Annotated in this window: 24 protein-coding genes and 1 tRNA gene; 7 read left to right on the top strand and 18 right to left on the bottom strand. The window is 70.0% G+C overall.

The genetic code is table 11. The annotated features are described in order from the left end of the window. Window positions 1-34: 34 nt before the first annotated feature. Window positions 35-2,002, top strand: coding sequence for a hypothetical protein (locus AB0I38_RS09595; RefSeq protein ID WP_358465154.1), 1,968 nt, complete (start codon window positions 35-37; stop codon window positions 2,000-2,002). Between the two features lie 93 nt (window positions 2,003-2,095). On the opposite strand, the gene AB0I38_RS09600 is transcribed toward AB0I38_RS09595, so the two are convergent. After that, window positions 2,096-2,518: a DUF6292 family protein gene (locus AB0I38_RS09600; protein ID WP_358464714.1), complete on the bottom strand. Its 423-nt coding sequence runs from the start codon at window positions 2,516-2,518 to the stop codon at window positions 2,096-2,098. A gap of 140 nt (window positions 2,519-2,658) precedes the next feature. Between AB0I38_RS09600 and AB0I38_RS09605 the strand changes: the two genes are divergently transcribed. Next, window positions 2,659-2,784 carry a hypothetical protein gene (locus tag AB0I38_RS09605; protein ID WP_358464717.1) on the top strand — a complete coding sequence of 42 codons (126 nt, stop codon included), beginning with the start codon at window positions 2,659-2,661 and terminating at the stop codon, window positions 2,782-2,784. Between the two features lie 10 nt (window positions 2,785-2,794). Further along, window positions 2,795-3,223: a DUF2269 family protein gene (locus AB0I38_RS09610; protein WP_358464720.1), complete on the top strand. Its 429-nt coding sequence runs from the start codon at window positions 2,795-2,797 to the stop codon at window positions 3,221-3,223. On the opposite strand, the gene AB0I38_RS09615 is transcribed toward AB0I38_RS09610, so the two are convergent. Continuing rightward, the gene (locus AB0I38_RS09615) at window positions 3,220-4,359 is read right to left on the bottom strand and encodes a cystathionine gamma-synthase (RefSeq protein WP_358464723.1); all 1,140 of its coding nucleotides are present in this window, start codon (window positions 4,357-4,359) and stop codon (window positions 3,220-3,222) included. The two genes, AB0I38_RS09610 and AB0I38_RS09615, sit on opposite strands and share 4 nt — an antisense overlap. A gap of 307 nt (window positions 4,360-4,666) precedes the next feature. Here AB0I38_RS09615 and AB0I38_RS09620 point away from each other — a divergent pair, with 307 nt between their 5' ends. After that, the gene (locus AB0I38_RS09620) at window positions 4,667-5,809 is read left to right on the top strand and encodes a sensor histidine kinase (RefSeq protein ID WP_358464726.1); all 1,143 of its coding nucleotides are present in this window, start codon (window positions 4,667-4,669) and stop codon (window positions 5,807-5,809) included. 41 nt (window positions 5,810-5,850) lie between these two features. Here the strand turns inward: AB0I38_RS09620 and AB0I38_RS09625 are convergent, their stop codons facing one another. Then, on the bottom strand, window positions 5,851-7,221 hold the full coding sequence (locus tag AB0I38_RS09625) for a cystathionine beta-synthase (protein ID WP_358464729.1): 1,371 nt from the start codon (window positions 7,219-7,221) through the stop codon (window positions 5,851-5,853). A gap of 122 nt (window positions 7,222-7,343) precedes the next feature. Between AB0I38_RS09625 and AB0I38_RS09630 the strand changes: the two genes are divergently transcribed. The 3 genes from AB0I38_RS09630 (at window position 7,344) to AB0I38_RS09640 (ending at window position 11,064) form a co-directional block, all read left to right on the top strand. Next, window positions 7,344-8,327, top strand: a complete 984-nt coding sequence (locus AB0I38_RS09630; RefSeq protein ID WP_358464732.1) for an SGNH/GDSL hydrolase family protein — start codon at window positions 7,344-7,346, stop codon at window positions 8,325-8,327. A gap of 59 nt (window positions 8,328-8,386) precedes the next feature. Further along, entirely contained in the window at window positions 8,387-9,730 is a 1,344-nt protein-coding gene (locus AB0I38_RS09635; RefSeq protein WP_358464735.1) for an outer membrane protein assembly factor BamB family protein, read from the top strand. A 116-nt stretch (window positions 9,731-9,846) separates the two neighbouring features. After that, entirely contained in the window at window positions 9,847-11,064 is a 1,218-nt protein-coding gene (locus tag AB0I38_RS09640; RefSeq protein ID WP_358464738.1) for an acetyl-CoA C-acetyltransferase, read from the top strand. 54 nt (window positions 11,065-11,118) lie between these two features. Here AB0I38_RS09640 and AB0I38_RS09645 read toward each other — a convergent pair whose 3' ends face one another. From AB0I38_RS09645 to AB0I38_RS09715, 15 genes are all read right to left on the bottom strand, one after another. Beyond that, entirely contained in the window at window positions 11,119-11,529 is a 411-nt protein-coding gene (locus AB0I38_RS09645; RefSeq protein ID WP_358464741.1) for a PPOX class F420-dependent oxidoreductase, read from the bottom strand. Between the two features lie 54 nt (window positions 11,530-11,583). Further along, window positions 11,584-11,817, bottom strand: a complete 234-nt coding sequence (locus AB0I38_RS09650) for a DUF4287 domain-containing protein (RefSeq protein ID WP_189124115.1) — start codon at window positions 11,815-11,817, stop codon at window positions 11,584-11,586. Between the two features lie 156 nt (window positions 11,818-11,973). After that, window positions 11,974-12,765, bottom strand: a complete 792-nt coding sequence (locus tag AB0I38_RS09655; protein WP_358464744.1) for a Bax inhibitor-1/YccA family protein — start codon at window positions 12,763-12,765, stop codon at window positions 11,974-11,976. A gap of 167 nt (window positions 12,766-12,932) precedes the next feature. Next, window positions 12,933-13,005 (bottom strand) — tRNA-Leu (locus tag AB0I38_RS09660). 49 nt (window positions 13,006-13,054) lie between these two features. Further along, the gene (locus tag AB0I38_RS09665; RefSeq protein WP_358464747.1) at window positions 13,055-13,342 is read right to left on the bottom strand and encodes a peptide deformylase; all 288 of its coding nucleotides are present in this window, start codon (window positions 13,340-13,342) and stop codon (window positions 13,055-13,057) included. After that, entirely contained in the window at window positions 13,267-13,779 is a 513-nt protein-coding gene (locus AB0I38_RS09670) for a glycine cleavage system protein R (RefSeq protein ID WP_358464750.1), read from the bottom strand. Before AB0I38_RS09670 ends, AB0I38_RS09665 begins: the two co-directional genes overlap by 76 nt. A gap of 81 nt (window positions 13,780-13,860) precedes the next feature. After that, the gene (locus tag AB0I38_RS09675) at window positions 13,861-15,177 is read right to left on the bottom strand and encodes an NAD(P)/FAD-dependent oxidoreductase (RefSeq protein WP_358464753.1); all 1,317 of its coding nucleotides are present in this window, start codon (window positions 15,175-15,177) and stop codon (window positions 13,861-13,863) included. A 97-nt stretch (window positions 15,178-15,274) separates the two neighbouring features. Continuing rightward, the gene (locus tag AB0I38_RS09680; protein WP_358464756.1) at window positions 15,275-16,069 is read right to left on the bottom strand and encodes a uracil-DNA glycosylase; all 795 of its coding nucleotides are present in this window, start codon (window positions 16,067-16,069) and stop codon (window positions 15,275-15,277) included. Window positions 16,070-16,192: 123 nt separating this feature from the next. Further along, entirely contained in the window at window positions 16,193-17,656 is a 1,464-nt protein-coding gene (locus AB0I38_RS09685; RefSeq protein ID WP_358464759.1) for a hypothetical protein, read from the bottom strand. 176 nt (window positions 17,657-17,832) lie between these two features. Beyond that, window positions 17,833-18,777 carry a Ppx/GppA phosphatase family protein gene (locus AB0I38_RS09690; protein ID WP_358464762.1) on the bottom strand — a complete coding sequence of 315 codons (945 nt, stop codon included), beginning with the start codon at window positions 18,775-18,777 and terminating at the stop codon, window positions 17,833-17,835. Further along, window positions 18,768-19,274 (bottom strand): DUF501 domain-containing protein, encoded by a 507-nt coding sequence (locus tag AB0I38_RS09695; protein ID WP_358464765.1) that lies wholly within the window; start codon window positions 19,272-19,274, stop codon window positions 18,768-18,770. The genes AB0I38_RS09690 and AB0I38_RS09695 overlap by 10 nt, the downstream gene beginning before the upstream one ends. Beyond that, window positions 19,264-19,683 carry a septum formation initiator family protein gene (locus tag AB0I38_RS09700; RefSeq protein ID WP_358464768.1) on the bottom strand — a complete coding sequence of 140 codons (420 nt, stop codon included), beginning with the start codon at window positions 19,681-19,683 and terminating at the stop codon, window positions 19,264-19,266. The genes AB0I38_RS09695 and AB0I38_RS09700 overlap by 11 nt, the downstream gene beginning before the upstream one ends. Window positions 19,684-19,743: 60 nt before the next feature. Beyond that, window positions 19,744-21,021: a phosphopyruvate hydratase gene (gene eno, locus AB0I38_RS09705; protein WP_358464771.1), complete on the bottom strand. Its 1,278-nt coding sequence runs from the start codon at window positions 21,019-21,021 to the stop codon at window positions 19,744-19,746. Window positions 21,022-21,099: 78 nt separating this feature from the next. After that, a complete protein-coding gene (locus AB0I38_RS09710) occupies window positions 21,100-22,038 on the bottom strand; it encodes a MazG family protein (RefSeq protein ID WP_358464774.1) in 939 nt (312 codons plus the stop codon). 2 nt (window positions 22,039-22,040) lie between these two features. Then, window positions 22,041-22,676, bottom strand: a complete 636-nt coding sequence (locus AB0I38_RS09715; protein WP_358464777.1) for a SurA N-terminal domain-containing protein — start codon at window positions 22,674-22,676, stop codon at window positions 22,041-22,043.

A 22,676-nucleotide genomic window follows, 5' to 3' on the forward strand; every position in this document is an offset into this window, starting at 1 on the left:
GTGGCCGGGATTCCCGGGTTAGCGTGGGTTCGTGATGGCCTACCGCTATGGCGAGTATTTCGACGGCCCTGACCCCCTTGCCGCGCCGTACGACGTGCGGGCGGCGCTCGACGAGATGGGCGACGCCATCCTGTCCGGCTCGACGCCCGTGCACGCGCTGCGCGACCTGCTCAAGCGCGGGCTGCCGGACGCGCAGGACCGCAAGGGCCTCGACGACATGCTCAGAGAGGTACGCCGCCGCCGCCGCGACCTGCGCGAGCGCGGCCGGCTCGACGGCACCCTGGAGAAGGCTCGGGCGCTGCTCGACAAGGCCATCGGCCAGGAGCGCGCCGAGCTCTTCCCCGACCCCTCCGACGACGCCCGGCTACGCGAGTCGGAGCTCGACGGGCTGCCCGACGACACGGCGAGCGCGATCCAGCAGCTGAGCTCCTACGAGTGGCGTTCGGCCGCGGCCCGGCAGACCTTCGAGGAGCTGCGCGACCTGCTGCGGCGCGAGGTGCTCGACAGCCAGTTCAAGGGGCTGCGCGACGCGCTGGCCCAGCCGGATCCGGCGGCGATGGAGCGGATCCGGCAGATGATGTCGGATCTGAACGACATGCTGGACAGGGATGGCCGGGGCGAGCACAACCAGGCCGACTTCGACGCCTTTATGGCGAAATATGGTGACCTGTTTCCGGAGCGGCCGCGTACCCTCGACGAGCTCGTCGACCTGCTGGCCCGGCGCGCCGCGGCCACCCAGCGGATGCTCGCCTCGCTGACGCCACGCCAGCGTGAGGAGCTCGCCAACCTCATCAACCAGACCCTCGACCAGGAGGGCCTGGCCGAGCAGATGCGCAGGCTCGGCGATGCCCTCCACACCCGCCGCCCCGACCTGGCCTGGAACTCCCCCGAGCGGCTGACCGGCGAGGAGCCACTGGGCATGGGCGACTCCGTCACCGCGCTGGAGGAGCTGGCCGACCTCGCGCAGCTGGAGGCGGCGCTGCGCCAGGACTACCCGGGCGCCAGACTCGACGACATCGACGAGGCCGCGGTCCGCCGCGCCCTCGGCCGCTCGGCCGTCGACGACCTGGAGGCGCTGCGGCGGATCGAGCGGGAGCTGGAGGAACAGGGCTACCTCCTGCGCCGCCGCGGCAAGCTGGAGCTCACCCCCAAGGCCGTCAGGAGGCTCGGCGAGACGGCGCTGCGCCGGGTGTTCTCCTCGCTCGACGCGGGGCGCCGGGGCGATCACGACCAGCGCGACGCGGGCTCGGCCGGCGAGCTGACCGGGTCGTCACGGCCATGGCGGTTCGGCGACGAGCAGCCCATCGACGTGGTGCGCACGCTGGTCAACGGGGTCCGCAACGGCGGCCTCCGGCGCCCGCCCAGTGGCGCGGCCGGTGCGGTGCGGCTGTCGGTGGACGACTTCGAGGTGGCCGAGACCGAGCGGCGCAGCGCGGCCGCCGTCTGCCTGCTGGTCGACCTGTCCTACTCGATGGCCCTGCGCGGCACCTGGGCCGCCGCCAAGCAGACGGCGCTGGCCCTGCAGGCGCTGGTGGCCGCCAAGTTCCCGCAGGACGCCGTACAGATCATCGGCTTCTCCAACTACGCGCGGGTGCTGCAGCCCGACGAGCTGGCCGGGCTCGACTGGGACATGGTCCAGGGCACCAACCTGCACCACGCCCTGCTGATCGCCGGGCGCCACCTCGACCGCCACCCCGACTTCGAGCCCGTGGTGCTGGTGGTGACCGACGGCGAGCCGACGGCCCACCTGATGCGCAACGGCCGTTCGGCGTTCGAGTGGCCTCCGTCGAGCGAGACGCTGGAGCTCACGCTGGCGGAGGTCGACAAGATGACGCGGCGGCGGGCGACGATCAACGTCTTCATGCTGGCGGCCGACGAGCGGCTGCAGGAGTTCGTGGACGAGCTGGCGCGCCGCAACGGCGGCCGGGTCTTCTCCCCCAGCGCCGACCGGCTGGGTGAATACGTGGTCAGCGACTTCCTGAGGCTGCGCCGCGCCCGCTAGCGGCTCAGGCTCTTGCGGCTCAGACGTCTGAACCTCAAGCGTCTCAGGCTCAAGCGTCTCGGGCTCCGGCGTCTCAGGCTCAAGCGTCTCGGCTCAGGCGTCGATGAGCCGGGCGTAGAAGTCGAGGGCGACGTCGAACCCGTCGCGGCAGTTGCGGTGCGAGCGGTAGCAGGGACGCCAGGCGCTACTCGCGCCGACGCCCGCGCGGGCGTCGGCCAGGGCCGCGGGCACCCGCTCCGGCCGGGGCAGCAGGCCGCCGCCCAGGTAGCGGACCCCGGACAGCTCGGTGTGCCGGTCGCGCCCTCCGGAGACGAAGTGGCCGAGTCGCCAGCCGCTCTCCTCATCCCACACCAGCGCGCTGCCGTCGACCAACCGGATGGTGGCGTCACGCGGATCGCAGGGCCCCTCCCACCAGTCGGCCACCTCGGCTCCGAGCCGGCCGACGACGCGGCGCACGTAGCAGGCGGGCTGCTGCAGCCACTCGTCGGTGTAGGGCTCGACATGCCTGATGGCCACGGAAGGAACTCCTTTGTAACCGAAGGGTGAGAGAAAAACAGCGAATCCCAACCCTACCCGCGCTGAACTTATTCCGTTGCCGCGGCCTCTAGTCATAACGGACGATATTTCCGTCTGACACGGGGAAGGAGGGGTGCCTCATGATTGCCATGATTCTTTTGATCGCGTTGATGATCATCGCCATCGCCGCCACCGAACTCGTCATGCGCTGCACCTCGGAGCAGAAGGAGTGTGTCGAGTCCCCGGCCGAGATCGTCGGGGACTAGTCTCTCCGGCATGTCCCTGCTTCTGTGGCTGCACATCGGCTTCGCCATCTTCGCCATCGGCCCGCTCACCGCGGTGACGATGGCCGCGCCGCGCGCCATCCGCACCAAGAACGTGCCCGTCCTGCGGAACATCCAGCGCACCACGCGGGTCTACGCCATCGGCTCGCTCGGCGTGCTGATCTTCGGCATCGCGCTCGGCGTGGTCATGGGCGGCGGTGTGCTCGGCAAGTGGTACATGACGGCGTCGATGACCCTGTTCATCGTGGCCATCGTGCTGATCGTGATCATCGACCGTGACCTGCGCACCGCCGTCCGGGCCCTCGCGAGCGAGACCCCGGCCGACGACGCTCAGATGCAGAACGGCCGGATCGCCGCCATCAGCGGCCTGCTGGCGGTGATCTGGCTGGTCATCCTGTTCCTGATGGTGGTGCCGACCTAACCCAGCGCCTGGGAGAGGTCGGCGAGCAGGTCGCCGACCGTCTCGATGCCGACCGACAACCGCACGAGGTCGGCGGGCACCTCGAGCGGTGATCCTGCCGCGGAGGCGTGTGTCATCCTGCCCGGATGCTCGATGAGCGACTCGACTCCGCCGAGCGACTCACCGAGCGTGAAGAGCTTGGCCCGGTCGCACACCTCTACCGCCTCGGCCTCACCGCCCGCCACGCGGAACGACACCATGCCGCCGAACCTCTTCATCTGCTTGGCGGCCACCTCGTGCCCGGGGTGCTCGCCGAGGCCCGGATAGAGCACCTGCGTCACGCGCGGGTGGGCGAGCAGCAGGTCGACGACCCGCTCGGCGTTGTCGCAGTGGCGGTCCATCCGCACGCCGAGCGTCTTGAGCCCGCGCAGCGTGAGCCACGCGTCGAACGGCCCGGCCACGGCGCCCATCGCGTTCTGGTGGTAGGCCAGCTCGTCGCCGAGCGCCGGGTCCGCCGCGACCAGCGCGCCGCCGACGACGTCGGAGTGGCCGCCGATGTACTTGGTCGTGGAGTGCACGACGATGTCCGCGCCCAGCGCGAGCGGCTGCTGAAGGTACGGCGAGGCGAACGTGTTGTCCACGACCAGCAGCGCGCCGTTCTCGTGCGCCAGCTGGGCCAGGGCGGTGAGGTCGGCGATGCCGAGCAGCGGATTGGTGGGCGTCTCCACCCACACGATCCGGGTCTTCTGCGTCATCGCGGCGGCCACGGCGTTGAGGTCGCCGAGCGGCACCGGGTCGAAGTGCAGGTCCCAGCGCGCGTGCACCTTGGCGAACAGGCGGTAGGTGCCGCCGTAGGCGTCGTTCGGGATGATCACGTGGTCCTGCGGCTTGCACAGGGCGCGCAACAGGGTGTCCTCGGCCGCCAGGCCGGACGCGAACGCCAGTCCGCGCGCTCCGCCCTCCACCGCGGCCAGCGCCTCTTCGAGCGCCGTCCTGGTGGGGTTGGCCGAGCGGCTGTATTCGTATCCGGAACGCAGGCCGCCCACGCCGTCCTGCTTGTAGGTGGACGTCGCATAGATCGGTGGCACGACCGCGCCGGTCAGCGGGTCGGGCTCCTGACCTGCGTGGATCGCCAGAGTTTCGAAACCGTTGGTCATATGGCCACCGTAACGGAAGCCGCCCGCGGTCCGTCCCCCACCGGCGCGGGCCGCTGCCGCCCTCCGCGTACTCCCCGTTGATACGCGAGAGCAGCACCGGGTCGGCCAGAGCGAGCAACACTCCGATGACCAGCCCGACACCCAGCAACGCGAACCCGATGACCATCATGTCTCCGTCCCCCTTCTCCGGACTCCAGCATCGCCGCCGGCCGCCCGGCCACGCCTCCGCTGAAGGGCCGGTTCTCGAGCGCCCGGTCGGCCGAACGGCCGATACGGCCTCTGCGACCTCCGGTCTAGGCTGCGTGGGGTGGGGGACTCCAAACGCATCGTCTACTGGATCCGCCGGCTGAGCGAGCTGGCCATGCTCGGCTGGCTGGGCCTGATGCTGCTGATCGACCTGGGCATCGCGGTCAGCCTCGACGGGATCCAGTGGCTCGTCCCGGCCACCGGAGCGGCCGGCGTCGTGGCCGTGATGCTGCGGCGACGGCATCGCCTGACGAGTCTCGCCGTCCTGCTGGCCCTGTCCGCCGGCGTCTCCGTGACCATGGGCGTCACCGGCTTCGGCGGCGTGCCCGGCTGCGCGGAGAGCGGCGCGCTGCTCGTGCTCACCATCGGGGTGCTACGCCACGCCGAGCCGGTCTGGCGGGCCGCGACGCTGTCCTTCGGCGTGCTGGTGGTACTCCTGGCGGAGGGAGCGGGGCGCGGTTTTCAGAACAGCGGGCTGGCCTTCTCGTTCCTGCTGTTCGCGGGCTGGTCGCTGGCCGCCGGCGCCGGTGGCTACCTCCGCTTCCAGCAGGAGCGCCGCACTGAGGCCATCCAGTCCGTACGACGCAGCGAGCGCCTGGAGCTGGCCAGGGAGCTGCACGACCTGGTGGCCCACCACATCACCGGCATCGTGGTCCAGGCACAGGCCGCCCGTACGGTCGCCGAGATGAGACCCGAGGCGGTGCTGCCCGCCCTGGACGCGATCGCCGGCGCTGGCGGCGAGGCGCTCACCTCGATGCGCCGCCTGGTCACCGTGCTGCGAGACGACGACGAGGCGGCCCGCACGCCGGGCACCTCGCTGGCCGATCTGCGCCTGCTGACCGAGCGGTTCGCGGCGAACGGGCCCCGCGTCGCGTTCGAGATCGGGCCGGGCATCGACGACGCCACCCTGCCGCCCGAGGTGATGACGACGCTCCACCGGGTGCTGCGCGAGGCGCTCACCAACGTGCGCAGGCATGCGCCGGGAGCGTCCTGGATCGAGGCCCGCCTGCGGCTCTCCGACCGGGTGGCGGGGCTGCGGGTGCGTGACTTCGGCTCGGCGGCCGATGCCCGGACGTCCGGCCTCGGCGGCGGGTTCGGGCTGGTCGGGATGGCCGAGCGGGTCGAGGCGCTGGGCGGCAGGCTGCACGCGGGACCGGTGCCCGAGGGCGGCTGGGAGGTGGTCGCGGAGTTTCCGCTGCCGTGACCGCGACGCCGGGCTCAGCGCGGCGCCGCGGTCCGGGTGTCCTAGTGGTTGGCCAGGAAGGCGAGCAGGTCCTGCCGGGTGATGAGCCCGACGGGCTTGCCCTCTTCCAGCACCACCGCGGCGTCGGCCTTCTCCAGCGCCTCGACCGCGCGGGCCACCGGCTCGCCCCCGCCGATCGTGGGCAGCGGTGACGACATGTGCTCGCCGATCGGGTCGTCGGACGACAGCTTGCCGCGGTAGAGCGCCTCCAGCAGGTCGCGCTCGACGATCGAGCCGACCACCTCGGCGGCCATTACCGGGGGCTCCTCCTTCATCACGGGCAGTTGCGAGACCGAGTATTCGCGCATGATCGTGATGGCCGTGCCGACCGTCTCGTACGGGTGCGCGTGCACGAACTCCGGCAGCCCCGGCCCCTTGCGAGCCAGCACGTCGGCCACCTGGCCCTCGTCGGACGACGTGGCCAGGAAGCCGTAGTCGGCCATCCAGTCGTCGTTGAAGATCTTCGACAGATAGCCCCGGCCGCCGTCGGGCAGCAGCACGACCACCACGTCGTCGGGCCCGGCCTCGGCGGCCACCTGGAGCGCGGCGACCACGGCCATCCCGCACGAGCCGCCGACCAGCAGGCCCTCCTCGCGGGCCAGCCGGCGGGTCATGTTGAAGGAGTCCTTGTCGGACACCGCGATGATCCGGTCGCAGATCCCGGTGTCGTAGGTGGCGGGCCAGATGTCCTCGCCGACCCCCTCGACCAGGTAGGGCCGGCCGGAGCCGCCGGAGTAGACGGAGCCCTCGGGGTCGGCGCCGATGACCTTCACCCGGCCGCCGGAGACCTCCTTGAGGTAGCGGCCGGTGCCACTGATCGTGCCCCCGGTGCCGATGCCCGCGACGAAGTGGGTGATCCGGCCCTCGCTCTGCTCCCACAGCTCGGGGCCGGTCGAGTGGTAGTGGGAATCAGGGTTGTTGACGTTGGAGTACTGGTCGGGCTTCCAGGCGTTGGGAATCTCCCGGGCCAGCCGGTCGGAGACCGAGTAGTAGGACTCGGGATGATCGGGCGCGACCGCGGTCGGGCAGACCACGACCTCGGCCCCATAGGCCCGCAGCACGGCGATCTTGTCCTGGGCCACCTTGTCGGGCACCACGAACAGGCACCGGTAGCCCTTCTGCTGGGCCACGATGGCCAGGCCCACGCCGGTGTTGCCGGACGTCGGCTCGACGATCACGCCGCCCGGGCGCAGCTCTCCGGACGCCTCCGCCGCCTCGATCATGCGTACGGCGATGCGGTCCTTCACCGAGCCGCCAGGGTTGAAGTACTCGACCTTGGCGAGCACCTGGGCGGGTAGGCCGGAAGTGACCTTGTGCAGCCGGACGAGGGGCGTGTTGCCCATCAGTTCGACCAGGGAATCATAAACGCGCACCGAGGTGTTCACCTTCTTTGCCAAAGCTTGATCAGCTTGCTCGATGCCGAGGTCGCGTACGGGTGGCGGGCTCTCGGCTAGTTTCAAGCAAACGCTACCGTCGAGTCCGATGAGGAGAGCACGTGGTCTGGTCGGCCGGAGTGGCGCGAGCCGCACGCAAGATCGCGACAGCGGCCGCACTCGGCGGCGGCGGCCTGACGGCCCTCGGAGCCACAGCCTACGGCCTGCTGATCGCTGAGAGCGTGCTGGCCCGTAGGGTGATCGGCCGCCCGCACGGGCTGGAGGGGCCGGCCTCCGACGGCCTCTACGGCGAGTTCCCCGGTGTCCCGCTCACCCTGGTCATGCTGGGCGATTCGACGTCGATAGGCCTGGGAGTGAGCGAGCCGGGCAAGACCCCGGCCGTGCTGATCGCGGGCGGCCTGGCCGCCATCGCCGAGCGGCCGGTGCGGCTCGGCGTGTTCGGCAAGTCGGGCGCGTCGTCGGCGGAGCTGGCCGAGCAGGTGGACAAGGCGGTGCGGCTCAGGCCCGACGTGGCCGTCGTCTTCGTCGGCGCCAACGACGTGGTCACGAAGACGCCGCCGGCGACGGCCGTACGCCACCTCACCAAGACCGTGCGGCGGCTGCGCGAGGCCGGCGCGGAGGTGGTGGTGGGCACCTGCCCCGATCTCGGCACGGTGCGTCCCATCGCCCAGCCGCTGCGCTGGGTGACCAGGCGCTGGAGCCGCCAGCTGGCGGCCGCGCAGACGATCGCGGTGGTCGACGCGGGCGGGCGCACGGTCGCGTTCGCCGACGTCCTGGGCCCCGAATTCGCAACAAATCCGGGCGAGATGTTCGGACCGGATCGTTTCCATCCATCTGACCGAGGTTACGCACAGGCCGCTTACGCGGTGCTACCTTCTGTATGCGCTGCGTTGGGATTGTGGCCTGAGCCGCGACCCGCGCGGGGCGAAGGACTACAACCGATTTACCTAGCGGCGGCCACTGCCGCGGAGGAGTCCGGCACCGAGGTGTCCCCGACCCGGGTCGCAGGGCGGGCGACGGGTCCCCACGGCAGATGGGCGACGTTGTTCCGCAGGCGAGACGGCAAGATGCTCGACGACACCTGACCTCGGTCACCCTCCGCGTCGGAGCCGCTACTCCCCGTCCCCTTTGGAGTGGATTGATCGTGCTCCGGCCCCTCGCGAAACCCGCCGTGGCCCTCGCCGGGATCCTGGCCCTGGCCGGCTGTTCCGACAGCGACGCCGCCACGGCCGCCTTCCCCACCTGGCACAACACCGAGGTCAACGCTGTCAGCCGGATGACCACCGCGGGCGGGGTCGTCACGGCCACGTCCCTGAAGCCCGACGGCACTCTGGAGACCGCCGCGCTCGACCTCACCAACGGCAAGAAGCTGTGGGCCCAGCCCGCCACGATGGCGGGCCGGCTGCCGGGCATGGGCGTCTCGGCGCCGGCCATCGTGCCGACCGGCAAGGACCAGGCCGTCGTCGTGGCGCTCGACCCGGCCAAGACGAGCCAGTGGAACGCCACGCTCATCGCCCGCGACGCCCGCACCGGCCGGCAGAAGTGGACCAGGCCCGTCCACTCCACCTTCGGCCCCCAGCGCTGCGGCCCCTACATCTGCCTGCCGGAGCAGACCGCGCTGTCGTCGGCACGGGTGGTCGTGCTCGACCCGGCCACCGGCAAGCTGATATGGAAGCTGCCCGGCATCGCCGAGGTCGAGTGGTCCGACGCCGAGCGGGTGCTGCTGCTCCGGCTCTCGTCCAACCCCATGATCGAGTCGTACGAGCTCAAGACCGGCAAGCTGCAGTGGCAGCAGCCGATCGAGCAGGCGCTCGGGCCCGGCATCGATCTGTCCGGCGGCTGGGCCTTCGGCTCGACCGGCGAAGACCTGGTCGGCTACGTCGCCCCCTACACCAACCCGCGCACCAAGAAGGTGTCCGCGTTCGGGCTCTTCTCCATCAAGATCGCCGACGGCACGGTCAACTGGATGCGCCCCTCGGTGGTGCGCGTCTACCCGAGCGGCAGCCCGGGGCTGGCTCCGGTGGTCCGCCCGGTCGACCAGCACGGCGCCTACGGCGGGTTCGCCCGGCTCGACTCCGCCACCGGGCGCGTGGTCGGCCAGATCACCGCCTCGGAGGTGCCCGGCTCCGGCTGGTGGCTGGCCTTCCCCGACCGCATGCAGAAGCTGGGCTTCCTGAAGCACGACACCAAGGGCACCGCCTTCGACCTGACCACGGGCCGCCAGGTGCCGATCGAGGAGGAGCGCGGCTGGTCGTTCTGCGTCACCGATCCCAAGCCTCTCCCGCTGCGCGGTCAGGCTCCCGGCTTCTACTCGGTCGCGGCCGTCTGCGACTACGACCTCACGACGGGCAAGCGTGTCACAAGTTCCTCGGCACCCCCCTCCTGGTACACAGGCAGCCAGGACGGCTGGCGGCTGTGGCGCGACGAGAAGGGCGCGATGCACGCGCTCAACGACAGCACCGCCACGGCGCCAGGCATGTACGGCTAGAAGCCCCGATCTCACGGGTTCGTGCAATCGGCCGAGAATTACCGGGAGGGGGGCTGCGGGCATGTCGGCAATACTGAAATATAGTTCTAGAAGAGTGCTGACAAAGGAGGGGCCACATGCCCGAGGCAGTCATCGTCGCAACCGCACGCTCTCCCATAGGCCGTGCGTTCAAGGGGTCGTTGAAGGACATCCGTCCCGACAACCTGACCGTGCAGATGATCAGAGCCGCGCTGGACAAGGTGCCCCAGCTCGATCCCGCCACGATCGACGACATCATGCTGGGATGCGGTCTGCCCGGCGGTGAGCAGGGCTACAACATGGGTCGCGTGGTGTCGGTGATGCTGGGCCTGGACAACGTGCCCGGCACCACGGTCACCCGATACTGTTCCTCGTCGCTGCAGACCACGAGGATGGCCTTCCACGCGATCAAGGCGGGCGAGGGTGACGTCTTCGTCTCGGCCGGGGTCGAGACCGTGTCGCGCTTCGTCAAGGGCAACTCCGACTCGCTGCCCGACACGCAGAATCCTCTCTTCGAGGACGCCGTGGCCAAGAGCAAGTCCTTCGCCGAGGGCGGGCACACCTGGCGTGACCCGCGCGAGGACGGCGCGCTGCCCGACATCTACATCGCCATGGGCCAGACCGCCGAGAACCTCGCCCAGCTCAAGGGCGTCACCCGCCAGGAGCAGGACGAGTTCGGCGTACGCTCCCAGAATCTCGCCGAGAAGGCCCTGGCCGACGGCTTCTGGCAGAAGGACATCACCCCGGCCACGCTGCCCGACGGCACCGTGGTCAGCAAGGACGACGGGCCGCGCGCCGGCACCACCTACGAGGCCGTGTCGACGCTCAAGCCGGTCTTCCGGCCCGACGGCACGGTCACGGCGGGCAACTGCTGCCCGCTCAACGACGGCGCGGCGGCGGTGATCGTGATGAGCGACGTGAAGGCGGCCGAGCTCGGCATCACGCCGCTGGCCCGCATCGTGTCCACCGGGGTCACCGGCCTGTCGCCCGAGATCATGGGCCTGGGCCCGGTCGAGGCGTCGAGGCAGGCGCTCGCCCGCGCCGGGATGGCGATCGAGGACATCGACCTGGTCGAGATCAACGAGGCGTTCGCGGCCCAGGTCATCCCCTCCTACCGGGAGCTGGGCATCGACCTCGACCGCGTCAACGTCAACGGCGGCGCGATCGCGGTGGGTCACCCGTTCGGCATGACCGGGGCCCGCATCACCTCCACGCTGATCAACAGCCTCCAGCACCACGACAAGTCCATCGGCCTGGAGACCATGTGCGTCGGTGGCGGCCAGGGCATGGCCATGATCCTGGAGCGGCTGGGCTAGCTCGGGTTTCATCACCCGGCCGCGCGCCTGCCGGCGGCGGCCGGGTGACACGGCCTACCCCTGGACGTCGGGGCCCGCGCGGGTGAGCGTGACCCGGAGGATGACGCGGCGTTCGCGGATCATCGCGGCGCGGTAGTCGTCCCAGTCGGGGTGCTCGCCCGCGATGTCGCGGTAGTAGGTGACCAGATGGTCCATGGCCTCCGGCAGCGAGACGACCTCGGCCTTGCCGTCGACCTGGACCCACTCGCCGAAGAACGCGTCGGTGAAGGCGCAGATCGACACACTGGGATCACGGCGGACATTCCGTGTTTTGACCGCCGTCTCCCGGGTGCTGATGACCACGTGGCCGTCGGCGTCGACGCCGACCGTCACCGGCGACAACTGCGCGCTACCGTCGCCACGTCTGGTCTGCAGCACGGCGCGATGGTTGTGCCGGAGGAACTCTCGTGCCTTGTCTAGATCCATCTACCCATGATGACGCGCCCGTGCCTCAGGCACGGGCGCGAATGTGGGAGGCCTCTAGATGAAGCCCATGCGATTACGGCGGTGCCGCTCGTGTTCGTGAACGATCGCGGCGGCGTAGCCGTGAGTCAGCCCGTGCTCGTCGGCGAGCCAGTTGGCCCGCTCGTCACATCTGAGGAACGACGGACCGTTGTCGATGGCTTGGAACCACTCGGGGAGCTGGCGTCCCGTTATCGTCGGGACCCTTGCGATGAGCTTGATCTGCGTCTCCGGTGAGTGGTTCAAGGACATGGGCACCTCCACGGATTAAGGTCCTTTGCTCGACACTGCAACACCTCCACCGGAATGGCAACCCCCAAGTCGGCACCAATTCGTTACATGAAGTTCATGCTTGACACAGCAGAGGGGCCCCGCCGGATCGGCGGGGCCCCTCGTCACTGTCTGATCTCAGTCGTTACCGCTGAAGTAGCTGATGAAGCGCAGCACCTCGAGGTAGATCCAGACCAGGCTCAGCGTCAGGCCGAACGCGCACTGCCAGGCGAACTTCTCGGGGGCGCCCTGCTTGACGCCCTGCTCGACGGCGTCGAAGTCGAGCAGCAGGAAGAAGCAGCCGAGCAGGATCATCGCGATGCTGAAGATCCACCCGAGCGGGGAGTCGGTGCGGATGCCGATGCCGCCGTCGACGAAGAAGCCGACGAGCAGGTTGACCACCATCAGGCCGATCGCCGCGATGGCCGCCGCGATGACGAACTTGGTGAGCTTCGGCGTGACCCGCACGATGCGCAGCGAGTAGACGGCCAGCACGCCGCCGAAGGCGAACGCCGTGCCGAGGATCGCCTGCAGCACGATGCCGTTGAAGAACGACTCGAAGAGGCTGCTGATCGCGCCCAGGAAGACGCCCTGGAACGCGGCGTAGGCCAGGATGAGGGCCGGGCTGGTGCTCTGCTTGAACGAGGCGATCAGCCCCAGCACGAGCGCGACGATCGCCGCGCCGACGGCCACGGCCATCGGGACCTGGAAGTACCACGCCGCGGCGGCGGCCGCGATGAGCGTGCCCAGGGTCATGAACCCGCGGACCACGACGTCGTCGATCGTCATCGTGCGATAGGCGGGCCCCGCCGGGGGTGCGTACGACGGGGAGTCGTACATGTGCTGCAGCTGGTCGGGGGTCGGGGCGGGGGGCGCCCATGCCCCGGGCTGCTGCCGGGACCTGTTGAAAACGGGGTTTTTACTCTCCATCGATGCCTCCTGCGCCGAGCCTACGAGACCCGGCGTCGCCAAGGTCGACTCGCGCTCAGATCTATGTGGTTTCGAGACTTCAGCAGCAAGAGAACGAACGCGTCGCCGGTGAAGTTCCCAGGTCTCGGGCGTGGGTTGGAAGATCGGTTCGCCAGGGGTGAGGCCGGTGCCCCCGGCGGGATTCGAACCCGCACGTCAACCCTTTTAAGGGGTTTGCCTCTGCCATTGGGCTACGGGGGCGCCGCAATCATACGAAAGGGACCATGCTCCCGAGGAGCACAACTTCGCATCAGCTGTCACAACTGTGAAGTTTGCGGTGAAGCGCCAGAGCCCCTGAGGCTCTGTCAAGGAAGAGTAAACCGGGTAGATGGTCCAGTTGGTGCTGAATACACCGAGTTTCGAAGGAATCGGCGTCGATGGTGACCGGATCGCCTGTGCCCGGTAGCCGTCCGTACACGATGACGCGGGTCGCGCGGCGTATGTCCGCGGTGACGAAGCCGTTCACAGCAGGTCCGGTTCGACGGGGCGGAAGGTGATCTCGGAATCGAGGCCCGAGCCCACGACGGCCAGGTCGCACATGAGCGCGGCCACGTTGACCGGCTCGGGGATGTCGACGTCGGCGATGAGCACGTAGAGGCGTCCGGTGAGCCGGGTGCTCATGCCGGTGATGTTGCCGCCGACCGAGGCGAGCGCGCCGCTGACGGCGGAGATGATGCCCGGCCGGTCGGGGCCGTGGAGGGTCAGCACGTAGCCGAGCCCCCCGGCCTGGCAGCCGAAGTGGCGGCGGGCGTCGACGGCCGAGGTGGTCACCACCAGGTCGAGGGTGTCCAGCTGCTTGACGAGCTGCTCCGAGCTGAGGTCGCCCGAGACCAGCAGCATCATCGCCACGTGGCCGCCGAGCAGCGTCATCGTCGAGTCCTGAATGTTCGCCCCGCAGTCTGCGAGCGAGCCGGTGACCGCGGCGATGACGCCGGGCCGGTCGACGCCGAGCACGGTCACCGCAGAGAGCCCCACCCGAGGATCCCCTCTCGTCCGAGATCTCACTGGCGCCGAGAAGCCCCGGCGCGAGGACGCCGGGGCGTTGCCGTACCGCGGCTAGCGGTTGGTCGTCGCCACGGCTGCCCTGAACCCGTCACGCGGGTGTTCCATCTCACCCAGGGAGATGGTCTCCCGCTTGAAGAACAGCGCGAGGGTCCAGTCGACGACGACACGGACCTTGCGGTTCAGCGTCGGCACCCGCGACAGATGGTAGGTCCGGTGCATGAACCACGCAGGGAATCCGCGAAGCTTGACCCCGTAGACGTTCGCGACACCCTGGTGCAGGCCGAGACCGGCGACCGATCCGACATACTTGTGGCGGTATTCAACCAGCTGCTCGCCGCGCAGCCGGCGGACGATGTTGTCGGCGAGCACCTTGGCCTGGCGCACCGCGTGCTGGGCGTTCGGCGCGCAGTACTGGCCCGGGTTGGTGACGTCCGGCACGCCCGCCGCGTCGCCGGCCGCGAAGGCGTCGGAGGTGCCCGCGACGGTCAGCATGGTGGTCGTCTTGACCCGGCCGCGCTCGTCGAGCGGCAGGTCGCCGGCCTTCACGACCGTGCTCGGCTTGACCCCGGCGGTCCACACGAGGGTCTCGGCGTCGAACGCCGAGCCGTCGGAGAGCACCACGTGCCCGCCGACGCAGGACTCCAGGCGGGTGTCGAGCTTGACGTCGATCCCCCGCTCACGCAACTGCTCCAGCGTCCACTTGCCCATCTCGGGGCCGACCTCGGGCAGCACCCGCCGGGTGGCCTCGACGAGCACCCAGCGGATGTCGGACGGCTTGATGTTGCGGTAGTAGCGCGTCGAGTCGCGGGCCATGTCCTCCAGCTCGGCCAGCACCTCGACGCCCGCGAAGCCCGCGCCGACCACGACGAACGTGAGCGCGCGGCGCCGCACCTCGGGATCGTCGGTCGACTCGGCCACGTCCAGCAGGTGCAGCACCCGGTTGCGCAGCGCGATGGCCTCGCCCACGGTCTTGAGGCCGATGCCGATGTCGGTGAGGCCGGGGATCGGCAGGGTGCGCGAGATCGAGCCGGCCGCCATCACGATGAGGTCGTAGCCGATCCGCCGCGCCTCCCCTTCGGCGGGCTGGAAGGTGGCGGTGCGCTCGGCGTGGTCGACCTGGGTGACGGTGCCGTTGAGGATCCGGACCTTGGGCAGCACCCGCCGCAGCGGCGCGACCACGTGCCGGGGCGAGAGGTTGCCGGCCGCCGCCTCCGGCAGGAACGGCTGGTAGGTCATGTAGGACTGGGGGTCGATGATGGTGATGCGCACCTGTCCGTCACGCAGCTCACGGTGGAGTCTGCGCTGCAGTCTCAGCGCGGTGTACAGGCCGACGTAGCCGCCGCCGACGATCAGAATGTGCTTGGTCATCCTTCGGGCCCACCCTCATGGGAATGCTTGTGAAAGCTTTCACAAACAGCCTACGTCAGAGCCCTTCTTATTACCAATCCGTGACCTGTCACGCGTGTCACAGCGCCAGAGTGGCGGCTCTGGTGAAGATGTCGTCGAGCATCGGCCCCGTCACGCGGCCGGTGAACGTGTTCTGCTGGCTGGGGTGATAGCAGCCCATCAGGGTCACGGCCGCCTCGCCGTACGTCGCCGGGACCTCCACCCCGTGCCCGAACGGCGGCCTGCTGCGCGGCAGGCCGTAGCCGGCCTCCTTCAGGGCCGGCCACATGGCCTGCCAGGCGAACCCACCGAGCGCGACGACGACCCGCACGCTCGGCGCGACCATCGCCAGCTCGCGCGCCATCCAGGGCCGGCAGGTGTCGCGCTCGTCCGGCGTCGGCTTGTTGGCGGGCGGCGCGCACCGCACGGACGCCAGCATCCGCGCGCCGAGGAGCTTCTGCCCGTCGCCCGCGTGCTCGCTGGTCTCCTGTACGGCCAGGCCGCAGCGGTGCAGCGAGGCGAACAGCCAGTCGCCACTGCGGTCACCGGTGAAGATCCGGCCGGTCCGGTTGCCCCCGTGGGCGGCCGGCGCGAGGCCGACGATCAGGATGCGCGGGTGGTCGTCGCCCCAGCCCGCGATCGGCCGGCCCCAGTAGGTCTCGTCCGCGAACGCCCGCCGCTTCACCCGGGCGGTCTCCTCGCGCCACTCCACCAGGCGGGCGCAGGCACGGCAGACGGACATCCGGGCGGTGAGCTCCGCGAGGGTGGGGCTGGTGGTGGCGAGGCGGCGGACGTCTGCGGGGTCATGGGCGACCGGGGTGTCAGCGGTCGCCGGGTCGTCCGGCCAGCCGGTGCCGGGAGGTACGAAGCTCATGACATCGATGGTGCCCGATCAGCCGGACTTCCTCGGACCGGGGCCGAACGATCGCGGCAAAGGAAAAACCGGGCGGCGCCGCAGGGGCGCCACCCGGTCAGGTCGACCGGTCGGAGAGACCGATCAGGCGGACGGCGTGGCCGCCGGCGTCGGGGTGGACGCCGGCGGGCACGTCGCCGTGAACTGCGAAGCGCCCGACGAGGTCGCGTTGGGGCTGATGACGACGAGCTCGATCGAGCCCGAGGTCACCGAGGCACCGTGGGTGCCGCCCACGCCCCACTGCACGTCGAGGCTGCCGTTGACCTGGCGCTCGAGCGTGTTGTGGTCGCGCTTGCCGTTGACCACCCAGTAGTACTTGACGGTGGTCGGGCCGGTGCTGGTGAGGGTCGCCTTGAAGTCGACGCCGGGACCGCGCTTGTCAGCGCACATCTCGTTGCGCTGACCCGTCATCGAGACCGCCGAGACCGACACGGTCGGCTTCGGGGCCTCGCAGGCGGCGTAGGACTGTGTGATCGAGTCGCTGTTGCGCGGCCCGAAGACCGTCAGCGTGATCTTGCCGCCCTTGGTCGCGGCGCCGGTCAGGACCTTCTCCGGCAGCGTCACGGTGCGCTTGCCACCGTGGCTGAACACGGTGTCGCCCCTGAGGACGCGCTGGCCGTTCAGCGACCAGACGTACTCGACGCGGCCGGGGCCGGTCGACCGGACGACGGCGTGCGCGCCGACCTTGCAGCCGTCGTGGTTGGTCGCGGTGACCAGGTCGGTGACGGCGACGCGGGTGGCCGGAGCCTCGGACTTGCACAGGACCTTGTAGTGGGCCTTGTTGGAGTAGGCGCGGTCAGGGCCGAGCACCTGGAGCACCGCGTAGCCGTGCTCGCTGCTGCGCGGGGAGATGCCGAAGCCGACCTTCTTGGAGCGCCACACCTTGGTCTTGCCGTAGTCGACGACCTTGCCGTTGAGGATCCAGCGGTAGCGCACCCAGGACGGGTCACTGACCCTGATCAGGCCGGTGAAGTCGATCTTGGTGCCCGGAGTGCAGGAGCCGACGTAGGAACTCGGGCTCGCCCACGCGCGGACGGAGACCTTGGTGGCTTCCTCCAGCTCGATGACCTTGGCACAGGTGACCGAGAAGTAGCCCTTCTTGGAGGTCACCTTGCGCGGGCTGAGAACCTGTACGGCCTCCCAGCCCTTCTTGACGTCGTCCTTGAACGTGGCCGTCTGCTTGACCGTGACGGACTTCGTGCCGTGGCCCTTGATCCGGACGGTCTTGACCTTGCTCTTGGACCCGTCACCGTGCAGCCAGCGGTAGGCCAGCGTGGTCTTGCCGGTCGCCTTGACGCTGATCTTGGCGGAGACGTTGACCTTGATGGGACAGGCGCCCGCGTAGTCGCGCTGCGCGGCCTTGGGCGTGGAGACCGAGACCTTCGGCTGCGGCTTCTTCGGGCCGGCCTGGGCGGCGGCCGGACCGGCCTGGCCTACCTTCGGGCCGGCCTGGGCGGGACTGGCTGCCAGCGCCGCGACCATGCCGGCCAGCACGGCAGTGGAGGCGCCGAACGCCACCGCTTTCCGTACTAAGGGAGAGGACATCATTGGGAGAGTGCTCCATTCCGTGAGGGAAAAGATGCGCTCGGGAACGGTCGCCACGCCGACATCATCTGTGTCCGGCAATATGGCAAAGCCCCCGTAATGCTCCTTTACCTAAGCACAAAAGTGATCGCGCACTCAACTACGGCATGAATCCCGAAATGCCCCGATATGACCGTATTTTAGGTGATTGACCAGGCGATTCCGTCAAGAATGTCGTGCTCACTCACCACGACCTGCCGAAACCCGAAACGTCTCACAATCTGATCAAGAATGAGCGCACCCGTCCCGATGACGTCCACCCGTCCCGGATGCATCACGGGTATGCGGGCCCGCTCGTCATGGGTCATCGCCAGCAGCCGGCGCGTGACGTCGTGCACCTGATCCGCGGCGATGCGCGAGTGGTGGATCCGCTCCGGGTCGTAGGCGGGCAGGTCGAGCGCGATGCCCGCGACCGTCGTCACCGAGCCGGCCAGCCCCACCAGCGTGTGGGCCTCCTGGACCGGCACCGCCTCCGCCACCCGGTCGAGCGCCGCCTCGATGTCGGCCACCACCGCCTCGATCGCGGTCGCCGACGGCGGGTCGCCCGCGTCGCGCAGGCGCCGCTCGGTCAGCCGCACGCACCCGATGTCGACCGAGATCGCGCCGTCGACGTGTCGCGAACCGACCACGAACTCGGTCGAGCCGCCGCCGATGTCGACCACCAGATAGGGCGGCAGCGGGCCCTGCGGCAACCCGGTCTCGGGCGACAGGCTGAGCAGCCCCCTGGTCGCGCCCGTGAACGAGAGTTCGGCCTCCTCGCCGCCGGTGACCACCTCGGGCTCGACTCCGAAGATCTCGCGCACGCCGTCGACGAACTCCTGCCGGTTGGCCGCGTCGCGGGTCGCGCTGGTGGCCACGACCCTGGTGCGCCGCACGCCGTGCTGGTCGATGAGCTTGCGGTAGCCGCGCATCGCGCCGAACGTCCGCTCCAGCGCCTCGGGCGCCAACCGGCCCGTCTCGTCGACCCCCTGACCCAGCCGGACGATCTCCATCAGCCGCTCGACCTCGACGAGCGTGTCATCGGAGACATCGGCGATCAGCAGGCGCACCGAGTTGGTGCCACAGTCGACAGCGGCTACACGCATGGTCCGTCACTCCACCAGTCGGGGAGGGCGTCGAGCGCCTCCCTGCCGAACGGGTTGGCGCCGGGGACGGCCAGCTCGTGCGCGACGAGCGCGTGCAGGCACTTGACCCGCAGCGGCATCCCCCCGGTGCTCTGCATGCCGCGCGGCAACGGCTCCACGCCCTCCTCCTCGGCCACCTTGTCGCGCCTGGCGACGTAGTCGTCGTGGGCCGCCTGGTAGGCGGCCGCCAGCTCGGGGTCGGTGGCCAGTCTGGCCTGCATCTCCCGCATCAGGCCGGAGCCCTCCAGCGTGCCGATCGCCGAGGCCGCCTTGGGGCAGGTCAGGTAGTAGAGCGTGGGAAACGGCGACCCGTCGGGCAGCCGCGGCGCGGTCTCGACCACGTCGGGATTGCCGCACGGGCACCTGTGGGCGACCCCGCGCAACCCCCGGGGCGGACGCCCGAGCTGCCGGCGCACCGCCTCGACGTCGCTCTCGGCCGGGGTCTCGCTACTGTTCAACACTCTCCTTCTCTCCTGTGCCCGCCCGCAGGCCGGTGCCCGAATCAGCGGCCGTGACGGACGTCCAGAGCGTTTGGTACCACGGCGGCAGCGGGGCCGGCTGCTTGGCCGCCGCCTGCCCCTTACCCAGCCCGGGGTCCGTCACCACGAAACACTTCTCGCCGGAGCCGCAGTAGTGGAGCCGCTCCTTGGCGGTGCGCTTGATCCAGTTGGGATCCTGGATCTGACGCGCCTGGGCGTCCAGGATCCGCCGCTCGGCCTCGACCTGATCCTTCTCCGCCCGCAGCTCCGCGATGCCGCGCCGCTGGGCGATGTATTCGCGCACAGGGTAGGCCAGGCTCATCGCGATCGCGCACACCACGACCGCGATGATCGCGGCCCGTCCGGTCAGCTGTGGTCTCTTCGCCAATGCCGCACTCCCCTTGGTAGCGGGCTCGCGGTGGACCGCCACCGCGAGCCGTACCCGAAACTAGCGCCGGAACCGCGGGAAGGCCGCGCGACCCGCGTAGCGTGCGGCCTCGTCGAGGGTCTCCTCGATGCGCAGCAACTGGTTGTACTTGGCCACCCGGTCGGAGCGGGCGGGGGCGCCGGTCTTGATCTGGCCGCAGTTGACGGCCACGGCCAGGTCGGCGATCGTCGTGTCCTCGGTCTCGCCCGAGCGGTGGCTCATCATGCAGCGGTAGCCGCTGCGGTGGGCCAGGTCGACCGCGTCGAGCGTCTCGGTCAGGGTGCCGATCTGGTTGACCTTGACCAGGAGCGCGTTGGCGGTGTCGTGCTCGATGCCGCGGGCCAGCCGCTCGGGGTTGGTCACGAACAGGTCGTCGCCGACGAGCTGGACCCGGTCGCCGAGCGCCTCGGTGATGGCCTTCCAGCCGGCCCAGTCCTCCTCGTCGAGCGGGTCCTCGATGGAGACGAGCGGGTAGTTGTCGACCAGGTCGGCGTAGAAGGCGACGAGCTCCTGGGCCGACAGGCCCTTGCCGTCGATCGTGTAGACGCCGTCCTTGTGGAACTCGGAGGCGGCCACGTCGAGCGCCAGCGCGACGTCCTCGCCCGCCGTGTAGCCTGCCCGCTCGATCGCGACCAGGATCAGGTCGAGCGCGTCGCGGTTGGACGGCAGGTTGGGCGCGAACCCGCCCTCGTCGCCCAGCCCGGTCGCGTAACCCTTCTCCTTCAGCACGCCCTTGAGCGCGTGGTAGACCTCGGTGCCCATGCGCACGGCCTCACGGAACGTCTCGGCCCCGATCGGCGCGATCATGAACTCCTGGATGTCCACGTTGGTGTCGGCGTGGGCGCCGCCGTTGAGGATGTTCATCATCGGCACGGGCAGCAGGTGGGCGTTGGGCCCGCCGAGGTAGCGGAACAGCGGCAGATCGGCGCTGTCGGCGGCGGCCTTGGCCACGGCCAGCGAGACGCCCAGGATGGCGTTGGCGCCCAGCTTCGACTTGTTGGGCGTCCCGTCCAGGTCGATCATGATCTGGTCGATGATGCGCTGGTCCTCGGCCTCAACGCCGTTGACCTCGTCGAAGATCTCGTCGGTGACGGCCAGCACGGCCTTCTCGACGCCCTTGCCGGCATAACGCTCGCCGCCGTCACGCAGCTCGACCGCCTCGAACTGGCCGGTCGACGCGCCACTGGGCACCGCCGCGCGGCCACTGCTGCCGTCGTCGAGCACCACCTCGACCTCAACCGTGGGGTTGCCCCGGGAGTCGAGGATCTCGCGAGCGTAAACGACCTCGATGGTAGCCACGGGATGCGCTCCTAAATCGAAAGGCAATATGCGTTCAGAGCCTATCGGTACGGTCTCACCCCGTCGGCGCGCCCGCCTTCAGGACTCGCGGCGGGACTCCCAGGCGTGCACCCGGTCGCGGTAGGAGCGGGCGGCGGCACGCAGCGCCGCCTCGGCGTCGATGCCGGCCTCCTGGGCGCGGCGGACGAGGTCGAACAGCTCGCGGCCGACCCCCTGGCCGACCGCGGCGGCCAGGGCCTCGGGCGCGCCCGCGCGCTCGGCGCGGCGGACGAGCTGGGCCGCCAGTGACAGGGCCGGCTGTCCGAGCGGCACGCCGTCCAGCAGCGAGGTCTCCTCGCCCTTCGCGGCCCGCTCGGCGGCCTTGATGGCCTCCCAGTTGTCGTTGACCTCGTCGGCGCTGTCGGCCCGCACCGAGCCGAACACGTGCGGATGACGCCGCACCAGCTTCTCGACGATCCCGGCGGCCACGTCGTCCATGTCGAAGTCGGCCGCCACCCGCGCGTGGAACACCACCTGCAGCAGCAGATCGCCCAGCTCCTCGCGCAGCGCCGGATAGTCGCCCTGCTCGATCGTCTCCAGCACCTCGTACGCCTCTTCGAGCAGGTACGGGACCAGCGACTCGTGGGTCTGCTTGCGATCCCACGGGCACTCCGCGCGCAGCCGGTCCATCACCGCGACCAGGTCGAGCACCCGGGCGCCCGGCAGGTCGTAGGAGCCCGGCACCACCTCGATCACCGGCGGCTCGTCCAGCGCGATCGCCGCGTGCCCGAGGTCGCGCATGAACCGCTCGTCGTCGTCGGCCAGCCACACCACGGTCTCGGTGACCGCCTCCGCCGCCAGCCGCCGGGGGTCGGGCGTGACGACCGTCACCTCGACACCCGCCTCGGCCAGGTAGGGCAGCTGCGGATGGTCCTCCGAGCCGGTCAGCACCCGGCCGGAGCGCAGCGCCTGCCAGGCCTGGTGACTCAGCAGGCCCGGCGCGATCCGCGGCGAGGTGGTGACGACGATCAGCGGCACGGCTATCCCTGCGGCTGCTGCGGCTGCTGGGCGGGCTCGGCGGCCTTGCCGAAGCGGCCCGCGTCGATGAACAGGGCCTGGTTCTCCTCCGAGCGCTGCTGGTTGATCTTCCCGTAACGCGGGTTGAAGGAGATCGAGATGGTCGAGGCCTCCTTCTGCAGCCGCTCGTTGCCGCGCTGCTGCGCCGCCTCGTCGGTGCCGCCGCCGTACTGCTGGAGCAGTTTCTGGATGCCGACCGAGATGCGCATGTAGTCGCGCCCCAGGCTCGGCGCCATGCCACGGGAGAGCATGTTCTGGTCGAGGGTGGCGCCCTGCTGCTGGGCGGCGTCGATGGCCTGGTCGACCTCGCCCTCGCTGATCCGCACCCCGGCCTTGCGCACGAGCTGCTCGGCCTGCTTGACGTTGGCCAGCTGGTAGAGCACGACCTCGGGCACGCTGCCCGGCAGCCCGATCTGGTTGGCCTGGATGCCTGCCTTGCGCAGCGCGGCCTCGTACTCCTTGACGTTTCTGCTCAGGTCACTCGCCGAGATGCGCTCGTTCCCGACGACGGCCGCGGCGCCCGCCTCCATGGGAGAGGAGCAGGCGGTCATCCCGACAGCCAGTGCGGCAGCGGCCACAGCCACTCGAATCGACTTCAC

The sequence above is a fragment of the Nonomuraea cavernae genome (assembly GCF_040655715.1).
GTDB classification, from domain to species: domain Bacteria; phylum Actinomycetota; class Actinomycetes; order Streptosporangiales; family Streptosporangiaceae; genus Nonomuraea; species Nonomuraea cavernae_A.

Bases quoted from the DNA above. Each gene is read 5' to 3' on its own strand.
- AB0I38_RS09595 (WP_358465154.1), top strand. From the start codon at position 35: ATGGCCTACCGCTATGGCGAGTATTTCGACGGCCCTGACCCCCTTGCC.
- AB0I38_RS09605 (WP_358464717.1), top strand. From the start codon at position 2,659: ATGATTGCCATGATTCTTTTGATCGCGTTGATGATCATCGCCATCGCC.
- AB0I38_RS09610 (WP_358464720.1), top strand. From the start codon at position 2,795: ATGTCCCTGCTTCTGTGGCTGCACATCGGCTTCGCCATCTTCGCCATC.
- AB0I38_RS09615 (WP_358464723.1), bottom strand. From the start codon at position 4,359: ATGACCAACGGTTTCGAAACTCTGGCGATCCACGCAGGTCAGGAGCCC.
- AB0I38_RS09640 (WP_358464738.1), top strand. From the start codon at position 9,847: ATGCCCGAGGCAGTCATCGTCGCAACCGCACGCTCTCCCATAGGCCGT.
- AB0I38_RS09645 (WP_358464741.1), bottom strand. From the start codon at position 11,529: ATGGATCTAGACAAGGCACGAGAGTTCCTCCGGCACAACCATCGCGCC.
- AB0I38_RS09650 (WP_189124115.1), bottom strand. From the start codon at position 11,817: ATGTCCTTGAACCACTCACCGGAGACGCAGATCAAGCTCATCGCAAGG.
- AB0I38_RS09655 (WP_358464744.1), bottom strand. From the start codon at position 12,765: ATGGAGAGTAAAAACCCCGTTTTCAACAGGTCCCGGCAGCAGCCCGGG.
- AB0I38_RS09675 (WP_358464753.1), bottom strand. From the start codon at position 15,177: ATGACCAAGCACATTCTGATCGTCGGCGGCGGCTACGTCGGCCTGTAC.
- AB0I38_RS09680 (WP_358464756.1), bottom strand. From the start codon at position 16,069: ATGAGCTTCGTACCTCCCGGCACCGGCTGGCCGGACGACCCGGCGACC.
- AB0I38_RS09685 (WP_358464759.1), bottom strand. From the start codon at position 17,656: ATGATGTCCTCTCCCTTAGTACGGAAAGCGGTGGCGTTCGGCGCCTCC.
- AB0I38_RS09690 (WP_358464762.1), bottom strand. From the start codon at position 18,777: ATGCGTGTAGCCGCTGTCGACTGTGGCACCAACTCGGTGCGCCTGCTG.